This is a genomic window from Synechococcus sp. HIMB2401 (assembly GCF_042883245.1).
Lineage (GTDB): Bacteria > Cyanobacteriota > Cyanobacteriia > PCC-6307 > Cyanobiaceae > Parasynechococcus.
The window spans coordinates 158,608-177,858 of sequence record NZ_JBDJKK010000002.1; the positions used below are offsets into that span (position 1 = coordinate 158,608).

At 61.7% G+C, this 19,251-nt stretch carries 23 protein-coding genes; 10 read left to right on the forward strand and 13 right to left on the reverse strand.

Annotation, left to right across the window (positions count from 1 at the left end; genetic code table 11):
- Positions 1-9 precede the first annotated feature (9 nt).
- Complete coding sequence (locus tag AAXE93_RS05765; RefSeq protein ID WP_390129754.1) at positions 10-822, forward strand: aminotransferase class IV; 813 nt, start codon at positions 10-12, stop codon at positions 820-822.
- Between the two features lie 19 nt (positions 823-841).
- Here the strand turns inward: AAXE93_RS05765 and AAXE93_RS05770 are convergent, their stop codons facing one another.
- Together AAXE93_RS05770 and AAXE93_RS05775 are read right to left on the reverse strand one after the other, a co-directional pair.
- Complete coding sequence (locus AAXE93_RS05770; RefSeq protein ID WP_390128962.1) at positions 842-1,633, reverse strand: HAD-IIB family hydrolase; 792 nt, start codon at positions 1,631-1,633, stop codon at positions 842-844.
- The gene (locus tag AAXE93_RS05775) at positions 1,630-3,357 is read right to left on the reverse strand and encodes an alpha-amylase family glycosyl hydrolase (RefSeq protein ID WP_390128964.1); all 1,728 of its coding nucleotides are present in this window, start codon (positions 3,355-3,357) and stop codon (positions 1,630-1,632) included. Before AAXE93_RS05775 ends, AAXE93_RS05770 begins: the two co-directional genes overlap by 4 nt.
- Before the next feature lie 69 nt (positions 3,358-3,426).
- On the opposite strand from AAXE93_RS05775, the gene AAXE93_RS05780 reads away from it, so the two are divergent.
- Positions 3,427-4,677 carry a glycosyl transferase gene (locus AAXE93_RS05780; protein WP_390129756.1) on the forward strand — a complete coding sequence of 417 codons (1,251 nt, stop codon included), beginning with the start codon at positions 3,427-3,429 and terminating at the stop codon, positions 4,675-4,677.
- Positions 4,678-4,694: 17 nt separating this feature from the next.
- Here AAXE93_RS05780 and AAXE93_RS05785 read toward each other — a convergent pair whose 3' ends face one another.
- The gene (locus AAXE93_RS05785) at positions 4,695-4,985 is read right to left on the reverse strand and encodes a hypothetical protein (protein ID WP_390128966.1); all 291 of its coding nucleotides are present in this window, start codon (positions 4,983-4,985) and stop codon (positions 4,695-4,697) included.
- 165 nt (positions 4,986-5,150) lie between these two features.
- On the opposite strand from AAXE93_RS05785, the gene AAXE93_RS05790 reads away from it, so the two are divergent.
- Positions 5,151-5,396: a DUF1830 domain-containing protein gene (locus AAXE93_RS05790; protein WP_390128969.1), complete on the forward strand. Its 246-nt coding sequence runs from the start codon at positions 5,151-5,153 to the stop codon at positions 5,394-5,396.
- Positions 5,397-5,429: 33 nt separating this feature from the next.
- Here AAXE93_RS05790 and urtE read toward each other — a convergent pair whose 3' ends face one another.
- The 8 genes from urtE to ureE all read right to left on the reverse strand — a co-directional run bounded on the left by urtE (position 5,430) and on the right by ureE (position 12,396).
- The gene (gene urtE, locus AAXE93_RS05795) at positions 5,430-6,140 is read right to left on the reverse strand and encodes an urea ABC transporter ATP-binding subunit UrtE (protein WP_390128972.1); all 711 of its coding nucleotides are present in this window, start codon (positions 6,138-6,140) and stop codon (positions 5,430-5,432) included.
- Entirely contained in the window at positions 6,137-6,892 is a 756-nt protein-coding gene (gene urtD, locus AAXE93_RS05800) for an urea ABC transporter ATP-binding protein UrtD (RefSeq protein WP_390128974.1), read from the reverse strand. The genes urtE and urtD overlap by 4 nt, the downstream gene beginning before the upstream one ends.
- The gene (gene urtC, locus AAXE93_RS05805) at positions 6,889-8,016 is read right to left on the reverse strand and encodes an urea ABC transporter permease subunit UrtC (RefSeq protein ID WP_115131365.1); all 1,128 of its coding nucleotides are present in this window, start codon (positions 8,014-8,016) and stop codon (positions 6,889-6,891) included. The genes urtD and urtC overlap by 4 nt, the downstream gene beginning before the upstream one ends.
- Positions 8,017-8,020: 4 nt before the next feature.
- Positions 8,021-9,175 carry a branched-chain amino acid ABC transporter permease gene (locus AAXE93_RS05810; RefSeq protein ID WP_115131366.1) on the reverse strand — a complete coding sequence of 385 codons (1,155 nt, stop codon included), beginning with the start codon at positions 9,173-9,175 and terminating at the stop codon, positions 8,021-8,023.
- A 93-nt stretch (positions 9,176-9,268) separates the two neighbouring features.
- Positions 9,269-10,561 carry an urea ABC transporter substrate-binding protein gene (urtA, locus tag AAXE93_RS05815; protein ID WP_390128977.1) on the reverse strand — a complete coding sequence of 431 codons (1,293 nt, stop codon included), beginning with the start codon at positions 10,559-10,561 and terminating at the stop codon, positions 9,269-9,271.
- A 109-nt stretch (positions 10,562-10,670) separates the two neighbouring features.
- Positions 10,671-11,276, reverse strand: a complete 606-nt coding sequence (gene ureG / locus AAXE93_RS05820; protein WP_390128979.1) for an urease accessory protein UreG — start codon at positions 11,274-11,276, stop codon at positions 10,671-10,673.
- Entirely contained in the window at positions 11,276-11,947 is a 672-nt protein-coding gene (locus tag AAXE93_RS05825; RefSeq protein ID WP_390128981.1) for an urease accessory protein UreF, read from the reverse strand. The genes ureG and AAXE93_RS05825 overlap by 1 nt, the downstream gene beginning before the upstream one ends.
- Positions 11,944-12,396: an urease accessory protein UreE gene (gene ureE / locus AAXE93_RS05830; protein ID WP_390128983.1), complete on the reverse strand. Its 453-nt coding sequence runs from the start codon at positions 12,394-12,396 to the stop codon at positions 11,944-11,946. The genes AAXE93_RS05825 and ureE overlap by 4 nt, the downstream gene beginning before the upstream one ends.
- Before the next feature lie 105 nt (positions 12,397-12,501).
- Here ureE and AAXE93_RS05835 point away from each other — a divergent pair, with 105 nt between their 5' ends.
- From AAXE93_RS05835 to AAXE93_RS05865, 7 genes are all read left to right on the forward strand, one after another.
- Complete coding sequence (locus AAXE93_RS05835; protein ID WP_390129759.1) at positions 12,502-13,437, forward strand: urease accessory protein UreD; 936 nt, start codon at positions 12,502-12,504, stop codon at positions 13,435-13,437.
- A gap of 18 nt (positions 13,438-13,455) precedes the next feature.
- The gene (locus AAXE93_RS05840) at positions 13,456-13,758 is read left to right on the forward strand and encodes an urease subunit gamma (RefSeq protein WP_006851427.1); all 303 of its coding nucleotides are present in this window, start codon (positions 13,456-13,458) and stop codon (positions 13,756-13,758) included.
- Between the two features lie 10 nt (positions 13,759-13,768).
- Positions 13,769-14,089, forward strand: coding sequence for an urease subunit beta (locus AAXE93_RS05845; protein WP_390128986.1), 321 nt, complete (start codon positions 13,769-13,771; stop codon positions 14,087-14,089).
- 3 nt (positions 14,090-14,092) lie between these two features.
- Positions 14,093-15,802, forward strand: a complete 1,710-nt coding sequence (gene ureC / locus AAXE93_RS05850; protein ID WP_390128988.1) for an urease subunit alpha — start codon at positions 14,093-14,095, stop codon at positions 15,800-15,802.
- A gap of 14 nt (positions 15,803-15,816) precedes the next feature.
- Positions 15,817-16,557, forward strand: coding sequence for a type 1 glutamine amidotransferase (locus tag AAXE93_RS05855; RefSeq protein WP_390128990.1), 741 nt, complete (start codon positions 15,817-15,819; stop codon positions 16,555-16,557).
- 191 nt (positions 16,558-16,748) lie between these two features.
- A complete protein-coding gene (locus AAXE93_RS05860) occupies positions 16,749-16,916 on the forward strand; it encodes a DUF4278 domain-containing protein (protein WP_390128992.1) in 168 nt (55 codons plus the stop codon).
- Positions 16,917-16,996: 80 nt separating this feature from the next.
- Positions 16,997-17,215, forward strand: a complete 219-nt coding sequence (locus tag AAXE93_RS05865) for a hypothetical protein (RefSeq protein ID WP_115009785.1) — start codon at positions 16,997-16,999, stop codon at positions 17,213-17,215.
- An 84-nt stretch (positions 17,216-17,299) separates the two neighbouring features.
- Here the strand turns inward: AAXE93_RS05865 and AAXE93_RS05870 are convergent, their stop codons facing one another.
- Both AAXE93_RS05870 and AAXE93_RS05875 read right to left on the reverse strand, forming a co-directional pair.
- Positions 17,300-17,974: a DUF1028 domain-containing protein gene (locus AAXE93_RS05870; RefSeq protein WP_390128994.1), complete on the reverse strand. Its 675-nt coding sequence runs from the start codon at positions 17,972-17,974 to the stop codon at positions 17,300-17,302.
- Positions 17,971-19,173: a Zn-dependent hydrolase gene (locus AAXE93_RS05875; protein ID WP_390128996.1), complete on the reverse strand. Its 1,203-nt coding sequence runs from the start codon at positions 19,171-19,173 to the stop codon at positions 17,971-17,973. Before AAXE93_RS05875 ends, AAXE93_RS05870 begins: the two co-directional genes overlap by 4 nt.
- Between the last annotated feature and the right edge of the window lie 78 nt (positions 19,174-19,251).

The following is a 19,251-nucleotide window of genomic DNA, read 5'->3' on the forward strand; positions in this document are numbered from 1 at the left end:
ACCGCTGGAATGAGCACCGCTATCGCCTGGATCGAGGGTCAGTGGGGAACAGCAGCAAGCCTGCAGCTTCCCCTCAACGACCGCGCCCTGCTCCTGGCCGATGGCCTCTTTGAAACGGTGCTGATCCGCAACGGTGTGCCGCAACTCCTGCAGGAGCACCTGCAGCGCTGGAGCGACAGTGCAGCTCTGCTGGGCATGGACCCGCCACCGCAGCGAAACGCGCTGAAGCCTCTGATTGAAGGCGCAATTCAACGCAGCCAGCTGAGCGAAGCCGATGGGGCCCTGCGCCTCAACTGGAGCCGGGGCAGCTCACCTCAGCGCGGAATCGGACTGCCGGCTCCAGGGCAGCACCGCTTTTGGCTCACGCTCCAGGCCTGCACACCAACATTTTCAGACGTCACCACCATCACCAGTCGCCATGAGCGCCGCAACGCCTCCAGCCGCCTGAGCCGTTGCAAGACCTTTGCCTACGGGCAATCGATCCAGGCCCGCAGGGAAGCCCAGGAGCAAGGGGCCGACGACGCTCTGCTCTTGAACACGGCTGGAAAGCTGTGCTGCGGAACGGCGGCCAATCTGCTGGTCCGGCGTCGCGGACTGTGGCTGACACCGCCCCTCAGCAGCGGCTGCCTCCCAGGGGTGATGCGGGGCCGTGCACTGGCCCAGGGCATCGCGGTGGAAACCGAGCTGGCGGACACGTTCGATGCCGACGATCAGGCCGTTCTGATCAACAGCCTCAGCTGTCGACCGATCGCATCCCACAACGGTCAGCCCATGGCGGCAACCACTGCTGCAATGGAGCTATGGCAATCCTTGCTGGATTGAGCCAGGGGCCAGCGATGGCCTAGATCCGAAGAATCCGGCGCACAGCCTCATCCCAGCCATGGGCATGTGGGGCTGCCGCCAGCTGGAAATGACCAGCATCGATCCCGGAACGCAAAGCTGGATGGGGGCCATCGGGGCCGGGCACCACAACAGCAATGTCGGCCACCTCGAGCAACGGCAGATCGTTGGGGGAATCCCCCAAGGCCAAGACCTGCACCTGCTCAGCACCCAGATGTCGCTTCAGAGTGGCCAACGCCTTGCCTTTGCTGATGCCTGGGCCCAGCAGGTGACCCATGCGGTTGCCCTGCACCACCGTCAGGCCCATCCGCTGAACCAGAGCCTCAAGCCGGCGACGCCCCTTGGCCGAGGGCGGCACAAAAGGCACGCTGCAGCAGCGCCGCTGCGCCTGGCGCAAGGCTTCACCGCCAAGCCCCAACAACCGCTGCCCTTCCGCCTCACTGAGTTCATCCAACGAACGCAAAGGCTCACCCAACTCGGCCTGAAGTCGCTGCAACTGAGGTTTCAGCGCCGTCCAATCCGGACCCAACGGCAGCTCCCAGGGCTCCCCTTCCGGAGTTTCCCCATGCACGGCGCCACCGTTTTCAACGATGTAGGGGTCATGCAGCCCCGCCCCGGCGCGAAAGCCGCGCACTTCCTCGGCCGTTTTGCTGGTGCAAGGAATCACCGGAATCCGGTGCTGTTGCAGCTGACGGATTAGATCCTTGGCCGGCGACCAGTCGTAGCTGTGATCCAGCAAGGTGCCGTCGAGATCGGTCACCACCCACCACGCCGGCTCGACACTCGCAGTCATGGCTGAACCAACCAACGCACCGCATAAGGCTCTAGCGAATGCGACTGATGTGGTTCGAACACATGACCGCTCAGGCAATCGGCCCAGGGCTGATTCAGATCACCACCTAGGCCACTAAGGCGAAAGCTGAGGCGCGCTGCCGTGATGTTGTGAACAGCCACCAGCGTTTCCCCCCCGCGGGAACGCCGCAGGATGACGCAATCGCTCCGGTCCCCGCTCAGCACCGTCATCGGGGCATCCGGGTGCAGGGCCGAGTGAACAGCCCGTTCGGCCAGAGCCCGCCGGAGCGCCGGCAGCAGCGCAGAGACATCTGAATCGGGATCCGCCAGGCGGCGCTCCAGGGCCTGGGCCGTGAACTGGGGCCGATTCAGATCCCGGCGATGGCCCGTGCGACGAAAGCGGGTCAGATCATTGGGAGCCGCCAACAACGCCGGCAGATAGAAAGCGGGGACCCCTGGCAAGGCCAGGATCAACAGTTGGGTGAGCAGGAAGCGCTCCCGTTGGAGATACGTGGGATCAATCCCCCCATCCGCCATGGCACTCCACCAACTGATGTTGATCTCGTAGGGAACCTCCTCACCGGAACTGAGCATCCTGTGGCTGACCAATCCACCCCGTTGCTCGCAGCCGATCAACAACTGCAGCAAGCGCTTCTGGGGCATCAGGCCCTCCAGGGGTCTTAAGCCGACTCCGTCATGACAGGCGGTGAAATTGAGCAGCCCTGTCTGCGGCGGCAAGGCGGGCCAACGACTCAGCCAGGCATTGAGCAAATCGGCCCGACCACTGACGCTGGCCTCCAGCAGCAAGGGCGGCAGGGGAAAGTTGTAAGCGAGATGCGCTTCATCACCGCTTCTCAGATACGAGAGATTTTCCTGCTCCGGAACGTTGGTCTCGGTGACCACAACGCCATCGGGTCCCACCTGATCGAGCAGCAGCCGCAGCACCCGCACCAGTTGATGGGCCTGCGGCAGGTGAATGCATGAGGTGTGGGGTTCCTTCCAGACAAAACCCACGGCATCCAGACGGATCCAACGCACCCCATGGCGAGCCATCCGCTGCATCAGACGGGCAAAGCCCAGCAACACCTCTGCGCTGCGCCAGTTGAGATCCACCTGATCGGGGCCAAAGGTGGTCCAGACCTGACGCGCACCAACGGGGCCCCTCAATTGCGTGAACAGATTGGAACTGCGCGGACGAACCACATCCGCCCAGCAGGGATCAGGGGCTGCCTCCAGCACACAGGAGCGGCCGGGCTGCTCATCGCGCATGAACTGCTGCACCCAGGGGTGAGAGGCCGACACGTGATTGAGAACCAGATCGGCCATCAGACGTCGACCCTGGGCCAGAGCGGCAAGATCACGCCAATGACCAAAACGCTGCTCAAGCGTCGTGTGGCTGGCCACCGCAAAGCCGCCATCACTGGTGGATTGCAGAAACGGCAGCACATGAATCACCGCTGCGAAGGGCTGCAGATGGCGATTCACAAACGTCTTCAACACCTGCAGCCCAGGAACTCCCTGCTCACCAACGGTGTCGGCATAAGTGATCAAGACCACATCGCCACCGTCCCAGCGATCGATGTGTTCTGCCATATCGCCATCTCCTGACGATTGGCTCAAGATCTGCAGCAATTGCGACGACAACTCCTTGCCATCCCCGGAAGAATCATTCGGGTACAGCCCGCCAAGCAGGGTCCGCAGCGTCTCGTCGCGCGGGGGCTGCATCACCTTCCTCCTCCAGACCTTTCAGGTATGGGGCAGGACTCTGACCTCTGTTGTTGCATCGAACACCACATGGATTTTCAGCAGGGCCTGATCAGCACCGTCCATGACTACAGCTTGGGCAATCTCGATGCAGTTGCCTTCAACCAGGAGCTAAGTCAGCGACCCACAACCCTGCTGATCCCCTGCCTGATGGAGGAATTCAGCCGCCCGGCCCTCGGCCTGATTCGAGACACACTTTCGGGTCTGAAGGGACTCAACGAACTGGTGGTGGCATTGGCGGCCACGAGCGCCGAAGACGTCAGAGCGGCGGAAAAATTTTTCGAAGGGATGCCCTTCCCCGTTCGGGTGCACTGGACCAACGGCCCCGCCGTACGCGAGTTGCTCGAATCAGTCGGTGAACTGGGGCTCGACGTGACCGGACCACCAGGCAAGGGCTGGGCCGTCTGGCAGGGGCTCGGAGTGGCGTGCCAGAACGCTGAAGTTGTTGGCCTGTTCGATGCCGACATCAGAACCTTTGGATCGGCGTATCCAGAGCGCATGCTCCGTCCCCTGCTGGATCGGTCCCACGGCATTGCCTACGTGAAGGCGTTCTACAGCCGTCTATCCCTCGAAACCCAGGCGCTTCAGGGCCGAGCCACCCGTCTGTTTGTTGGCCCACTGCTGGCCAGCCTAGAGCAAATTTTCGGGCCTCTGCCCTACCTGTCATACCTGCAATCCTTCCGCTACCCCCTGGCTGGTGAATTCGCCTTCACCGCCGATCTGGCGATGAATCTGCGCATTCCATCAGACTGGGGACTGGAGGTGGGCCTGCTGTCTGAGGTGTATCGCCATGTGGCCTCCAGTCGCATCGCTCAAGTGGATCTGGGATTGTTCGACCACAAACACAAGGAGCTGGGTCAGCAACCCAGCGAAGGCCTGCAGCGCATGGCGGGCGAAATTTTCGGCACGGTGTTGCGCGGCCTGATGGAACACGAAGGTTGTGTTATGTCGATGGATCAACTGCCGACCCTTGAGGTGCTGTATCGACGGGTTGGCGAGGATCGCGTGAGGCAGTTCGGCCTTGATTCAGCCATCAATCGGTTGCCTTACGACCGCCATGGCGAAGAACTGGCGGTTCAAAACTTCGCCGGCCTGCTGCGGCCTGGCCTGGCCAAACTGATGCAGGCGCCGATTGCCCATCAGCTGCCGAGCTGGTCGCGACTGCGCAGTTGCAATTCAGCCCTTCAAGCTGATCTGGCCGCAGCGGGACAGGCAGATCGCACATCCCTGAAACGCCCGAATCACAATCCGCAACGCATCACCTCTGAGCTCGCTGCTTGAACCCAACGCATTGAGCCTCAGCCCAGCTGCTCCCGCTGTCGCGTGATCCAAACGGTTGCAGCGCGCTGGGAATGCCACGCCTGAAGCAATTGCTTGGCCAACACCTGCAGCTGCTGTGGATCGATTGTTGATTCGATCGCGCGATTCATCCGCTCAACATCGAACCGTTGAGCAACACTCAAACCGATCGCTTTTTCCATCTCGCAATCCCCATAATCGACAAAGCAATCATGCAAAAGGCGGCAAAAGAGATTTGTTTCAGTTGAAACGAAAGTGCCGCCGTGTGTATTGACCAAAACCCGGAGCATCGCCCACCCCACCCAGACCTGACAAGAATCGTGATTGTCGATACAAAAGCGACCTGCTCTGTATCAACTCATCTGTACCAAATCTAAAGGCGTGCTGATTCGGTGGCCAATCAAACACTCCTCTTGCCTTGAGACCGCGAGATTGGCATCATTCCAGATACCAAGATGATTGAGTGTGTTTATCAGAACGACACCAGCCGGATGGTGATCGTGAAATGCATTGGTGCAGATCACTTCTACCGAGAAAAGGTGGTGATGCCCACAGAGGTCTTTTGGTTTGAAGCGCCCGAGGATGCGCGCTTAGAAATCTGGAAAATGTCGATGACAGGCCAGATGCTGCACGTGCGTGCCGACGTGAGCGATTACGCCATGGATGAAGAGCCTGCAACAGAATCCCTCTGGGCCAGCTGAACTGACCCAGGAGAAACCATCAAGAGCGAAGCTTTAAACGCTCAGGAACTGGTCAACAACCGTCTGGCTGAGTTCACTGGTTGAGCCACTGGCAACAATGCCGCCCCGCTGCATGGCGTAGTAGCGGTCAGCCTGGCGAACGAAGTGGAGATGTTGCTCCACCAGCAACACCCCGATCCCGGTGTCGGCGATGATCCGCCGAACAGCCGCTTCAATGTCTTGAACAATGTTGGGCTGAATGCCCTCAGTGGGCTCATCCAACAGCAGCAACTTTGGCTTGCCAAGCAATGCGCGAGCGATGGCCAGTTGTTGCTGCTGACCCCCACTCAAATCCCCACCCTTGCGCGGTAGAAACTCCTGAAGAATCGGAAACAACTCATACACAAATGGATCGATGTGGCGATGCCGGGCCAATCCACCCGGCAACGCCTCCATCCCCAAAAGCAAGTTTTCTTCCACCGTGAGCTGGGGGATGATCTCGCGACCTTGCGGCACGTAACCAATCCCGGCCCGAGCCCGCTGATGCGGTGCCTGACGATCCAGCTGAGAACCATCAAACGCCATGGTTCCGGAGCGAGGGCGCAACAGACCGATCAGCGATTTCAACAGGGTGGTTTTACCCACACCATTGCGGCCGATCAGACAAACCATCTCCCCCGATTTCACGCTGAGATCAACATCCCGAAGAATGTGACTTTCGCCGTAAAAGGTGTTGAGGCCTTGAATCTCCAGCAGGTTCGTCATTGGTTCTCCTCCTCAGTGGTGCCGAGATAAACCTCAATCACCCGGGGATCGGCCTGCACCTGATCCATCGTGCCCTCACAGAGGACATGGCCCTGGTGCAGCACCGTCACTGGACTTTCAAGTCGCCGAATGAATTCCATGTCGTGCTCAATCACCAGCACGGTGTGATCCCCGGCCAACGACTTGAGCAGATCCGCCGTCAGATCGGTCTCCTCATCCGTGAGCCCAGCCACCGGCTCATCCACCAGTAAGAGGTCGGGATCCTGACCCACAAGCATGGCGATCTCAAGCCACTGTTTCTGGCCGTGGGACAACGACCCAGCAGCCCAATCGGCACGGTTCTGCAGATTGACGATGCTCATCAGGTGATGAACACGATCGCGCTGCTCCCCATTCAGGCCCCCCACCAGCAATGACCAGGGCTGCTTCGGCTTGCTGACCGCTAAAGCCAAGTTCTCCTGAACGCTGAGCTTCTCGAAGACACGAGGGCTCTGAAACTTGCGGCCAATGCCAAAGCGCGCGATGCGGTGCTCGCGCGTTCCCACCAAAGAGCGTCCTTTGAACACCACATCCCCTTCCGTGGGAGCGGTCTTGCCAGTGATCACATCCAGGAACGTGGTCTTGCCGGCGCCATTCGGGCCGATCACGGCGCGCAGCTCCCCAGGCTGAAGGCTGAGGTTGAGATCGCGCAGCGCCAAAAAGCCATCAAAGCTGACGGTGATTTGGCGCAACTCCAATAAAGCCGTACTCATGACTGAACCTCTTCCTGACCTTCAAGATCGAGACGTGGATAGGTCTCACTCCGACGGGCAATGCCGAATCGGTTGAGCCAGTTGCGAGGGCCATCGCCTCGGAACCAGCCAATGACGCCCTCCGGCAAGGCCGTCACCACGAGGATGAACAGGCCCCCTTGGATGAACAGCCAACTTTGGGGGAGAGCTTCGCTCACCAAACTCTTGGCGTAGTTGATGGCCACAGCGCCAAGGATCGCTCCCACGAGCGTGCCTCGACCGCCCACAGCAACCCAGATCACCATCTCAATCGAGAAGGGAACGGTCATGTACTGCGGCGAAACGATGCCGGACTGAACGGTGTAAAGCGCACCACCGATGCCTGCCAAACCACCAGCGATGGCGAAGACGATCGTCTTGAACAGGGTTGGGTTGTAACCGGCAAAGCGCAGCCGGGGTTCGTCATCGCGAATGGCGATCAACACGTCTCCAAACCGGCCCCGCACCACCCAGCGCAGAAACAGCCAGGCCAGGATCACCACCACAGAGGTCAACCAGAAGAATCCCCGCTGCATCTCCGGGGAACCCACCATCTGGCCGAACAGCTGGGTCACATCGGTTTTAAGGCCGTTGGTGCCGTTGATCAGCTTCTGCTGGCCGTTGAAGAAATTGAAGAAAACAAGCAGGGCCGCCTGGGTGAGGATCGAGAAATAGACCCCCTTGATCCGGTTACGGAACACCAGGTTGCCGAGTACGGCAGCGAGCACGGCCGGAACCAGCCAGATCGCCACCAAGGTGAACAGCGGGGAATGGAACGGCTCCCAGAAGGCAGGCAATCGATCCACGCCATACAGGCTGAAGAACTCGGGAATGCCGTTGGGCAGATCACCCGAGCTGTTGAGCTGCAGGTACATCGCCACGCCGTAACCGCCAAGGGCAAAAAAGATGCCCTGGCCAAGGCTGAGCAACCCGGTGAAGCCCCAGATCAAATCGATGCCCAGGGCAACGATCGCCAATGAAAGGAAGCGACCCAACAGATTCAGCCGAAACACCGGCAGAACAGCGGGAGCGGCAACGATGGCCGCAACGATCACCACCCAAAGGATGATCAAAGGCCAACGGCGTTGTTGAAAGGCTTGGAACATCAGATCAAGCCTCCACCATGCGTCCTTTTTGCGGGAACAGACCCGCGGGACGGAATTGAAGGAACACCACGATTAGAGCGAACACCATCACCTGGGCCATGCTCGTGGTGGCGAAGAAATTCACCGCACCAGCCAGGGGAGCCGGCATGTCAGGCCAGATCGTCAGCAGGCGTCCAGCACCAATCAGGTCGGTGAGCAGGCCAATGGCAAAGGAAGCGAGCACGGTGCCCAACAGGTTTCCGACGCCACCGAGCACCACCACCATGAAGCAGCCCACGATGTAAGAGCCGCCCACGTTGGGGCCCACCGAACCGAGCAGGGAAACAGCAACCCCCGCCACACCGGCCAAACCGGAGCCGATGCCAAAGGTGAGCACGTCAACGGTGTCGGTGGGGATGCCAAGGCAATCACTCATCGAACGGTTCTGGGTCACAGCACGAATGCGCATGCCCCACACGCTTTTGTTGAGGAACCACGTCACCCCAACCACCGCAACGATGGTGATCACGATGATCACCAGGCGCGGCACAGGAAAGGTGATATCCATGAATTCGATCCCGCCGCGCATCCATTTGGGTGCCGTCACATCCACATTGCGGGAGGTAGCCCTGGCGATGCGGCTGATTTGTGAGGCCAGGCCACCGGCCAGCAGCACACCGCCCAGGGCTGAAACAGCCCAACTCCCCGCACGCACCAAGCGAGCTCGAGGCCCCGAAAGAAGCGAGGAGGGAAGCAGCAGCGGCAGGCCAAAGCCCAACACCAGCGCCAGGATCAGGCCGGCGGCGTGGGCCAGGGCAACACTCCGCACGAACTGCTGAAGAATCAAGCTGACGCCCCAGGTCGCGAGCAGGGTCTCCAGCGGGTTGCCGTAGAGCCGGCGAATCACGGTGCGTTCCAGCAGGATGCCGACCACACCGCTGACAATGAACGCCAGGGGAAGCGCCACCAGCACGTAGGCGTTGTAAACCGGCTGCAGCGCAGGCAGCTTGAAGATCAGCTGCACCACGTAAGTGGTGTAGGCCCCAAGCATGATCAGCTCACCATGGGCGAGGTTGATCACGCCCATGAGGCCGAAGACAATGGCCAGTCCGAGGGCCGCCATCAGCAGCACCGAGCCGATGGCAACACCGTTGAACAGGCTTTCGAGAAGCAGTTGCACGGACGTGTGAAACGAAGCGTTCAATGAAACGACGAAAGGAGGAACCCGTCACCGGGCTCCTCCCTGAAGAGCAATCAGGCTGTGATCAGAAGATCAGAGCTTGTACTTCTCACCCTTGGCGGCGTCGGTCCAGTCGCAAGCGAAGCCCTTGGAGCTGGGCTCGAACTGGTTCCAGGCCTGAGGAGCCACGGGGCCATCGGTGGATTCGAGGATCTCGAACTGACCGTCAGCAGTGATCTGGCCGATGCGCACGGTCTGGGAGAGGTGGTGGTTGGGCATCACCTTCACAGGTCCCTGAGGCGCGTCGAACTCGATGCCGACCAGGGCCTCACGCACCTTGTCGTCGTCGAAGCTGTTGGCCTTCTCGACAGCCTTCTTCCACAGGTAGACCATGTTGTAGGCCGACTCCTGAGGGTCAGCGACCTGGCGGTCGGCGCCGTATTTGGCCTTGAAGTCAGCAGCGAACTTCTTGGATGCCGGGGTGTCGATCGACATCATGTAGTTCCAAGCGCCGTAGTGGCCCTCAAGGAACTCAGAGCCGATGGTGCTGATCTCCTCTTCCGCGATGGAGTAGCTCATCACGTAGTAGCCGTTATCGGGGGTGATGCCGGCGTCCTGGATCTGCTTGAAGAAGGCGACGTTCTGGTCACCATTCAGGGTGTTGATGATCACACCGCCGTCAGGCAGGGCCTTCTTGATCTTGGCGATGATCGGAGCAACCTCGGTGTTGCCCAGGGGCAGGTAGTCCTCACCGACCACTTCGCCACCCAGGGACTTGAGCTGTTCCTTGGTGATGGTGTTGGAGGTGCGGGGGAAGACGTAGTCCGAACCCACGAGGAAGAAGGGCTTGCCAGCGGCAGGCGACTTCTCATACATGAACTTGGTTGCAGGCTCCGACTGCTGGTTCGGAGTGGCACCGGTGTAGAAGATGTTGTTGGAACACTCCTGACCCTCGTACTGAATCGGGTAGTAGAGGAAAGCGTTCTTCGACTCGTACACAGGCAGCATCGCCTTGCGGCTGGCGGAGGTCCAGCCACCGAAGACCACGGGCACCTGGTCCTGGTCGATCAGCTTCTTGGACTTCTCAGCGAAGGTGGGCCAATCGGAGGCACCGTCCTCGACGATGTACTCGATCTTGTACTTCTTGCCATCAACTTCAACGCCACCGGCGGCGTTGATCTCATCGATCGCCATTTTCTCGGTGTCCACCAGGGTGGACTCGGAGATGGCCATGGTGCCGGTCAGCGAGTGCAGGATGCCGACGGTGACGCTGTCGTCGTAGTCAACGTTGGCAGCCTTGTCACCGCCACCGCATGCGGTCACGGCAATGCCCAGCGATGCCGCGGCCATGCCGGCAAACAGACGCTTAGAGAGAGAAGAGCTCATGGTGTTCCAAAAAAGGAATGTGCCTGACGGCAGCTGATGGAAGGTACGGATCAGCGCGTCCTGGTTTTGGTATCAAGAAGAACTAAATAGCGAGCCCAGCAGCAGCGGATCAACGATTCGGTAGCTGTTGCAACAGGAACCCCACCACCTGCTCCAGGCCTTCGCCGCTGTGGAGATTGGTGAAACACCAAGGCCGGTCTCCCCGCATCCGCCGGGTGTCCTGTTCCATCACTGAAAGATCGGCACCAACCTGGGGAGCCAGATCAATCTTGTTGATCACCAGTAGGTCAGAGCGGGTGATGCCAGGCCCTCCTTTACGGGGGATCTTGTCGCCGGCCGCCACATCAATCACGTAGATGCAGAGATCCACCAGTTCCGGACTGAAGCTCGCCGCCAGGTTGTCGCCGCCGCTCTCAACCATAACAAGATCGAGATTCGGAAACTGCGTCTCCAGCTCCGCCACGGCAGCTCGGTTGATCGAGCAGTCTTCACGGATCGCTGTGTGAGGGCAACCACCGGTCTCCACGCCACGGATCCGCTCTGGATCCAGGGCACCCGCACGGGTGAGGAACTGGGCATCCTCCTGGGTGTAGATGTCGTTGGTGACCACCGCGAGCTGGAGCTCGTCGCGCAAGCGGCGACAGAGGGCCTCCACCAATGCGGTTTTGCCGGATCCCACAGGACCCGCCACCCCCAGGCGCAGTTTGCTGCTCATCAGCTTCGAAACAGGCGTGAATACAGCTCAGCATGGGCAAGCTGCGCCATGCCCGCACCCACACCGCTGCTCCAGAGCTGCTGCGGATCGGCCTCCTGGAGCAGCTGCGCTTGGGAGGCAATCAGCGGCAGCAGCCGCTGTTGCAGCACCTGCGCTCGGGAGGGGCCTAACGGCAGCAGCCGCACCGAAGCACTGAGCTGATTGGCAACCCAGCCGTAGAGGTAGCCCTCCACCATGTCTCCCGCTGGAACCGACAAGCCCACAGCAGCCCAGGCCCAGGCCGCTGGCCAGCTCAGGCCCACAGGTTCAGGCAGGTCCTGACCCATATCGGACATCAACTGCAGCAGCGACGTCCCCATCTGACGCTGCTGAGCTCGCAGCTCCGCGGCCTCGCGGGTGGCCAACAGCCAACCATCCAGATCGATCAGGCGCGCCTTGGCCGCCGCATCGGCCTGGGTTGACCAGGCCACAAGGGCCTCCACCAGTGGCCTCAACGCCGCAGCTTCCAGCCGCACCGAACCCCGTTGCAGTTCAGCCTCCAACCAAGCCTGGATGGCCTGCTCATCGGCGATGGAACCTGCCTGGATCAACACCTCCAGCCCCTCTGAATAGCTGAAGGCACCCACAGGCAGGGCCGGGCTGACCAATTGCAGCAACGCAAGCGAAGTCATCCGTGCTGATGACCTCCGTAGGCACCGCCTTCAGGGGCAAACGGCTGCAGACAGCGGCTCACCGTCAATCCCCGCCCTTCCAGCATCGTGGCGAGAACGGAATCCTCCGGCAGCAACAGCTCCTGCTCATGCAGCTCCAGGGCGACATGGCGATTGCCCAGGTGATATGCCGCCTGCAACAGCTCAAGAGGATGCGACCCCTGCACCCGCATCAATGCTTCCGGCGCTGCCGTCACCTCCACAACAGTCGAGCCGGACTGATCCCCCAGCAGATCACCGGGCTGCAGCGATCCCACACGGGGCAACTGCAGCAGCACCGAACGACCACAGGAGGTGGTGCGACGGCCCCGCAGCACCGTGCGCTCTTCAGCCGTTAACGGCAACTGCAGGGTTGCTGTGGCACTGCTTTTCTGCAGGCGCTGCTCCAGCACGACCACCGCATCCGTCACCAGCAGCTCCTCACCAGTTCAACAACAAAAGCGTGCCGATCAATCAGCAGCACTTTGGTGTGCATTGCTACAAAGTTGAAGGCGGTGGCGGCGGAGCGTGAGGCCATGCAACGTCTTGATCCCTGGCACGGCCGCTGCGACCTGCAGTTTCTTGCCACCAACGGCAGCACCAAACACCAGGGGGGCTGCACGGCTCCGTTCAAGCTGCTCCGCAGTGAACGCGGTGAGGACGGACGCTGCGAGCTGCCGGTGCTGCACACCGCCGGAGGCCTGGTGGGCGGCGATCAACTCAGCCTGAACATCAAGCTTGAAGCCAACAGCCGCGGCCTGATCACCAGCGTGGCGGCGCAAAAGGTTTACGGATCGATCGGCCGCAGCCGCCTGCAACCCGAGGGCTGCTTTGCCCACCAACAGGTGCACTGCTCACTGGCCAGCGGCAGTGACTTCGAATGGCTGCCGCAGGAACTGGTGCTGTACGCCGATGCCCTGTTCGAGCAGCAGCTGACGGTGACCCTGCCCGAAGACGCCTCCTTTCTCAGTGCAGAGATCGTGCGCTTCGGCCGAACCGCCGCCGGCGAAACCCTGCAGCAGGGACGGTGGCGCTCGAGCCTCACCATTCAGCGCCTTGCAGGCAACAGCTCAACCTGGGAGCTGGCGGATCGGGTGGAGCTCGGCGGCGCCAGCTTGGACAGCCCGCATGGGTTGGGAGGCGCGCCGGTGTTCGGAACACTGGTTTGGGCCGCACCGATGGCCATGGGTGCCGAAACAACAGCAACCCTGCTGGAGGGAGCGCGGGCCGACCGCGAAGGCCTGACGGGCACAATGCGCTGCGGCGCCCTAAATCAGGGCCTGATCGCCCGCTATTCCGGTAAGTCAAGCCGTGATGCCCGCTTCTGGTTCAGCCGGATCTGGGAGCGAACGCGAACGATCCGGGAGCTGGCACGGCCTCACATCCCCAGGGTCTGGCCCCTGCAGGAACAGCCTCTGCGCCGACAAGCGTCCACCGTGAACGCTTTCGAGGCTGCAGCGGAGACACACTGAAGAAGACCGAGCTTCGCTATGCATCTCAGTCCCCAGGAAAAGGACAAGCTCCTGATCGTGACCGCCGCACTGCTGGCCGAGCGTCGCTTGAACCGTGGCCTCAAGCTCAACCACCCCGAAGCGGTGGCTTGGCTCAGCTTTTTGGTGCTGGAAGGCGCCCGTGACGGCAAGAGCGTGGCGGAGCTGATGCAGGAAGGCACCACCTGGCTGCGTCAGGACCAGGTGATGGAGGGCGTGCCCGAGCTCGTCCATGAGGTGCAGATCGAGGCCGTCTTCCCCGATGGCACCAAGCTCGTCACCCTGCACGACCCGATTCGCTGAGGCAGAACCCATGGCACCTCTCATTCCAGGCGAACTGCTTCCCGAACCGGGTGAACTGGAGCTGAATGCAGGCCGGCCTGTCACCACGCTGAACGTCTCCAACAGCGGAGACCGGCCAGTGCAGGTGGGCTCCCATTTCCATTTCGCCGAAGCCAATGCCGCCCTGCAGTTCGACCGGGCCGCGGCCCGCGGTCAACGGCTCGACATCCCCGCCGGCACCGCCATCCGCTTCGAACCCGGCGACAACCGCGACGTGAACCTGATTCCCTTCGCCGGTTCGCGACGCGTCATCGGCTTCAACGGCCAGATCAACGGACCCCTCGACGCCTGACCCATGCCCTACCGCATCTCCCGCCAGGCCTACGCCGAGACCTACGGACCCACCACCGGCGACAGGGTTCGCCTGGCCGACACCGATCTGATCCTGGAAGTCGAGAAGGACTACACCGTCTACGGCGATGAGGTGAAGTTCGGTGGCGGCAAGGTGATCCGCGACGGCATGGGCCAATCCCAGACCCCTCGAGCCGAGGGCGCCGTCGACACGGTGATCACCAATGCCCTGATCCTCGACTGGTGGGGCATCGTCAAAGCCGATGTCGGCCTCAAGGACGGCCGCATCGTGGGCATCGGCAAAGCCGGCAACCCCGACACCCAGGCAGGGGTGACGATCGTGGTGGGCCCCGGCACAGAAGCCATCGCCGGGGAGGGCCACATCCTCACGGCCGGTGGCATCGACACCCACATCCACTTCATCTGCCCCCAGCAGATCGAAACGGCCCTGGCCAGCGGCGTTACCACCCTGATGGGCGGCGGCACCGGACCGGCCACTGGCACCAACGCCACCACCTGCACCCCCGGCGCCTTCCACATCGGGCGGATGCTTCAGGCCGCCGAAGGCCTGCCCGTGAACCTGGGCTTCTTCGGCAAAGGCAACGCCAGCACCCCGGAAGCCCTGGAAGAACAGGTGCGCGCCGGCGCCTGCGGCCTAAAGCTGCACGAAGACTGGGGCACCACGCCCGCCACCATCGATGCCTGCCTGTCGGTGGCCGACCGGATGGATGTGCAGGTGTGCATCCACACCGACACCTTGAACGAAGCCGGCTTCGTGGAAGACACGATCGCCGCCATCAAGGGACGCACCATTCACACCTTCCACACCGAAGGTGCCGGCGGCGGCCATGCCCCAGACATCATCAAGATCTGCGGCGAGGCCAACGTGCTGCCCAGCAGCACCAATCCCACCCGGCCCTACACCCGCAACACGCTCGAGGAGCACCTCGACATGCTGATGGTGTGCCACCACCTCGATCCGAAGATCCCCGAGGACGTGGCCTTTGCCGAATCGCGGATCCGGCGCGAAACGATCGCCGCCGAAGACATCCTTCACGACCTGGGCGCCTTTTCGATCATCGCCAGCGACTCCCAGGCCATGGGCCGCGTGGGCGAGGTGATCACCCGCACCTTCCAGACCGCCCACAAGATGAAGGTGCAGCGCGGTGCATTGCCGGAAGACTCCGCTCGCAACGACAACCACCGGCTCAAGCGTTACATCGCCAAGGTGACGATCAACCCGGCGTTGGCCCACGGCATCAGCAGCGAAGTGGGGTCGATCGAAACCGGCAAGCTCGCCGATCTGGTGCTTTGGAAGCCTGGCTTCTTCGGCATTCGCCCGGAACTGGTGGTGAAAGGCGGTTCGATCGTCTGGGCCCAGATGGGCGATGCCAACGCCTCGATTCCCACCCCTGGCCCGGTGCACGGCCGGCCGATGTTCGGCGCCTTCGGCAAGGCCCTCGCCCCCAGTTGTCTCACCTTCGTGAGCGAAGCGGCCATGGATGCCGACATCCAACGTCAGCTGGGGCTGGAGCGCACCTGCATGGCGGTGAAGGACACCCGCAGCGTGGGCAAGGGCGCCCTCAAGCTGAATTCAGCGCTGCCCAAGGTGAGCGTGGACCCACAGACCTATGAGGTGTTCGCCGACGGTGAACTGCTCACCTGTGAGCCCGCCGAGGTGCTGCCACTGGCCCAGCGCTACCTGCTGCTTTGAGCCCCACGCTGCTGGTGGTCCAACACGTGGACCACGAAGACGCCGCACTGGTGGGAGAGCTGGCGCGGCAACGGGGCATGAGCCTCGAAATCCTGAGGCCCGACCAGGGCGACCCTCTGCCGGACCCCAGGGCGTGTGCCAACAGCATCGCGTTGGTGCTCGGTGGTCCGATGAGCGTGAACGATCGAGACCAACCGGGCATGGACTGGTTGCAGCAGGAACTGGACTGGCTGAGGGCCTGGCACCAGCAACGCCGACCGGTGCTGGGCATCTGCCTGGGGGCGCAGCTCTTGGCTGTTGCTGCAGGGGGCTCCATCGAACCCCTGCAGGTGGGAGCGCCACCACAGCAGCTGAAGGAACTGGGCCTGGGCGCGATCCACTGGATCGCGGATCCAAGCGATGAGGCCCTGCTCAAGGGGCAACCCAACAGCAGCCTGGTGCTGCATTGGCATGGCGATCGCATCCAGCTTCCTGCTGAAGCAACCCTGCTGGGTTCCTCGCTGCACTGTGCGGAGCAGGTGTTTCGGATCGGAGCCCACGCCATTGGCTTGCAATGCCACCTCGAGATCGACGGCGATGCGCTTGAACGCTGGATCGCCAACGACCGCGACTACGTGGTGAGCGCCCTTGGAGCTGAAGGCCCCGATCGTCTGACCCAGGACTGGCGCAGGCTGGGCACCACACTTCAGGAACAAGGCCGAAACTTCTTCAATGCTGTGCTCAATCAACTGATTGAGATCAGCCAGACCCACTAATTCCTACGGACAAAAATAAACAAAACCAAAAACTTTTCTGAAGAGGTATCAACCTGAACACCACTTCGGGTTTTGCAAGAGCTTCAATATTTCTGTAGCGACAGCTACCGATCGTTCACTTCGCATCGCGCGAAGCGCAGTTCGCCTCAGGCCATGGAACGGGGACCTGAGCTTGCTTCGAGGACCATCCAATGACCACCCTTCTCTATCGCGGGCATCAGTACCAGCAAAACAACGCCACTCAGGGCAAGCCCGGGGTGCAGCTGGTTTACCGCCGCAACGTGTACCAAGCCCGCCAGATCAACAACCAACGCACTCCGGTGCAGCTCGTGTACCGCGGAGTGGGCTACACGCGCTAGGCCAACTTCTCAATCTGTAGCAAGTCGAACATTCCACTTCCGAGGATTGAGGCGTAATAGACCCAGCTTCAGCCAAGACGTTGGATCTCATCACCTCTCGCCTCGACCAAGGCCTCGTGCAAGTGAGTCCCTCCAGCGTGCATGGCGTGTTCTGGCTGCAGACCCACTTTCCGTCTCAGGAATGGGATGCCCTGCTGTCTGGACAAGCCGCCTTTGGCATGGATTGCATCGATGACCTGATCACCGACGCACGTCAGGCCGGCCTGAACGTGGAGTGGGAAGCATCCGTTCCTAGCTGAACACGCCTGAATTGAACCACTAAAAAAGCTCTGCACACGGATGTGTTGCAGGGCTTTTTTAGTGGTGTCAACGACGCAGCAGGCTCAAGCCACCAAGCGGTTGAGCATCGGCAATTCCGACAGTTCATCCCGCCACTCCTGGGCCCAGAGGGCCTGACTGCGCTCATACACCTCCATCAACTGCTCCACGGCGCGCTCGTGGAAATCAACGCGCAGATCCAACAGCGGAAAAGCCGCTTCACCGCTCACCTGCACCGCCGCTGACGTGCAGAAGGGAGAACGCTGGTCACCACCAGCCGCTTCCCCGGCCTGGAGAGCCATCATCAGACGGCGGCCCAGTTTCAAGCTGGGGTCGCTGGTAAGAAAGGCCTGCTCCATGGCTACCAACACGCCCTCATCCACCAAGCAATTGCCGGCAACAGACAGATCACGCTGATGGCGATGCCCTGCCCAAGGGCCGCAATCCTGCCCCGTCCAACAAGCCGTACGACCGTCCAGATCGATCAGGTGAAACTGACGCCGGTCACGGTGTTGATCATCCGCAAGAAGGCTGGCCAGAACGCTCTCGGCATCCGAACTCTGCTCCAGGCGCTCAAGACCACAAATCCCCAGATACGGATTTGTGTGGGCCTGGGTGGCGACAGCACCAACCCCGGCGCGGATGTGAGGCACGGTGGATCCAACGGCCAGATGACAGGTGGCCACAGCCACACCAAAGCGACCGTTGCTGGGATCACGGGCCAGGATCGAAAAAGTCACGGCAGCTGACGGTCGAGCCGCAGCAACGTTTCCAGCAGCACAGCGGTGCCCGCCCAGCACTGCTCGTCACTGGTGAACTCTGCAGCGGAATGACTCAGGCCGCCCCGGCTGGGCACAAAAATCATGCCCATCGGCCAACGGCGGCCAACCTCCTGGGCATCGTGGCTGGCACGGCTGGGGAGATGGCTGTGGGACAAGCCGAGATCGGCTGCGGCCTCAGCGATCGTGGCCATCACCACAGCGTCAGCAGGGGTGGGATCAACGCTGAACTGGGGGTCAACCGCAATCGGACAACCGGTTTCAACACCGATGCGTTCCACCTGTTGCATCAACTCCTCCACCAACTGATCGAGAACGGTGGGATCCACATCCCTGAGGTCAACCGTCAGGGCGACGGCGCCAGGGACAACATTGGCGGCATTGGGCCAAACCTCCAGTCGACCCACTGTCGCCACCGGATCTCCGGGATGACGGGAGGCCATGGCCTCGACGGCAAGAACAAGACGCGAGGCCGCCACGAGGGCGTCCTGTCGCAACCCCATCGGTGTGGTGCCGGCGTGATTGGCCTGGCCCCTCACATTGATGCTGAAGCGACGCTGACCAACAACGCCCTCCACAACACCGATGGCATCGCCGCGTTGCTCAAGCACGCCACCCTGCTCAACATGCAACTCCAGGAAAGCGGCATAGGCTTCATCGGAGCGGCGAGCCGAGGCCAGGGAGGGCCAATGGCCGCCGATGCGCGCCAGGTTGTCCTGAATCGGCTGACCATTGCTGGTGGCAAAACTCTCCGGGTCATCGGAGGCCGTGCCCGCCAAGCCCTTGCAGCCCACCATGGTCGACTCCTCGTCGGCAAAGGCGATCAACTCGATGCCGTGTCGCAGGCGCAGGCCCTGGTCTTGAAGAGCGCGGCAGGCTTCCAGACCGGCCAGAACCCCCAGGGCCCCATCAAAACGTCCACCGGTGGGAACCGTGTCGAGGTGCGACCCGGTCACCAGGGCAGGGCGGTGGGGATCGAGGCCCTCCAGACGTCCGATCAAGTTGCCAGCGGCATCAACACGCACCTGCATGCCGAGCTGCTTCATCCAGTGGGCCAGCAACTCACGGCCCTGCACATCCTCCGGCGAGAACCCGCGTCGACAGACGCTGCCGTCCGGCTTGGCGCCAATGCTGGCCAGCTGCTTAATCGTTGCAACCAAGCGCTCACGGTTTGGTCGCGCCGCAATCTTGGCTGGCTCGACCCGCGATGCAGGGGTGGTCGGAGAAGCCGAGATGAG

Bases quoted from the DNA above. Each gene is read 5' to 3' on its own strand.
- AAXE93_RS05765 (WP_390129754.1), top strand. From the start codon at position 10: ATGAGCACCGCTATCGCCTGGATCGAGGGTCAGTGGGGAACAGCAGCA.
- AAXE93_RS05770 (WP_390128962.1), bottom strand. From the start codon at position 1,633: ATGACTGCGAGTGTCGAGCCGGCGTGGTGGGTGGTGACCGATCTCGAC.
- AAXE93_RS05775 (WP_390128964.1), bottom strand. From the start codon at position 3,357: ATGCAGCCCCCGCGCGACGAGACGCTGCGGACCCTGCTTGGCGGGCTG.
- AAXE93_RS05780 (WP_390129756.1), top strand. From the start codon at position 3,427: ATGGATTTTCAGCAGGGCCTGATCAGCACCGTCCATGACTACAGCTTG.
- AAXE93_RS05785 (WP_390128966.1), bottom strand. From the start codon at position 4,985: ATGCTCCGGGTTTTGGTCAATACACACGGCGGCACTTTCGTTTCAACT.
- AAXE93_RS05790 (WP_390128969.1), top strand. From the start codon at position 5,151: ATGATTGAGTGTGTTTATCAGAACGACACCAGCCGGATGGTGATCGTG.
- urtE (WP_390128972.1), bottom strand. From the start codon at position 6,140: ATGACGAACCTGCTGGAGATTCAAGGCCTCAACACCTTTTACGGCGAA.
- urtD (WP_390128974.1), bottom strand. From the start codon at position 6,892: ATGAGTACGGCTTTATTGGAGTTGCGCCAAATCACCGTCAGCTTTGAT.
- urtC (WP_115131365.1), bottom strand. From the start codon at position 8,016: ATGTTCCAAGCCTTTCAACAACGCCGTTGGCCTTTGATCATCCTTTGG.
- urtA (WP_390128977.1), bottom strand. From the start codon at position 10,561: ATGAGCTCTTCTCTCTCTAAGCGTCTGTTTGCCGGCATGGCCGCGGCA.
- ureG (WP_390128979.1), bottom strand. From the start codon at position 11,276: ATGAGCAGCAAACTGCGCCTGGGGGTGGCGGGTCCTGTGGGATCCGGC.
- AAXE93_RS05825 (WP_390128981.1), bottom strand. From the start codon at position 11,947: ATGACTTCGCTTGCGTTGCTGCAATTGGTCAGCCCGGCCCTGCCTGTG.
- AAXE93_RS05835 (WP_390129759.1), top strand. From the start codon at position 12,502: ATGCAACGTCTTGATCCCTGGCACGGCCGCTGCGACCTGCAGTTTCTT.
- AAXE93_RS05840 (WP_006851427.1), top strand. From the start codon at position 13,456: ATGCATCTCAGTCCCCAGGAAAAGGACAAGCTCCTGATCGTGACCGCC.
- AAXE93_RS05845 (WP_390128986.1), top strand. From the start codon at position 13,769: ATGGCACCTCTCATTCCAGGCGAACTGCTTCCCGAACCGGGTGAACTG.
- ureC (WP_390128988.1), top strand. From the start codon at position 14,093: ATGCCCTACCGCATCTCCCGCCAGGCCTACGCCGAGACCTACGGACCC.
- AAXE93_RS05860 (WP_390128992.1), top strand. From the start codon at position 16,749: ATGACCACCCTTCTCTATCGCGGGCATCAGTACCAGCAAAACAACGCC.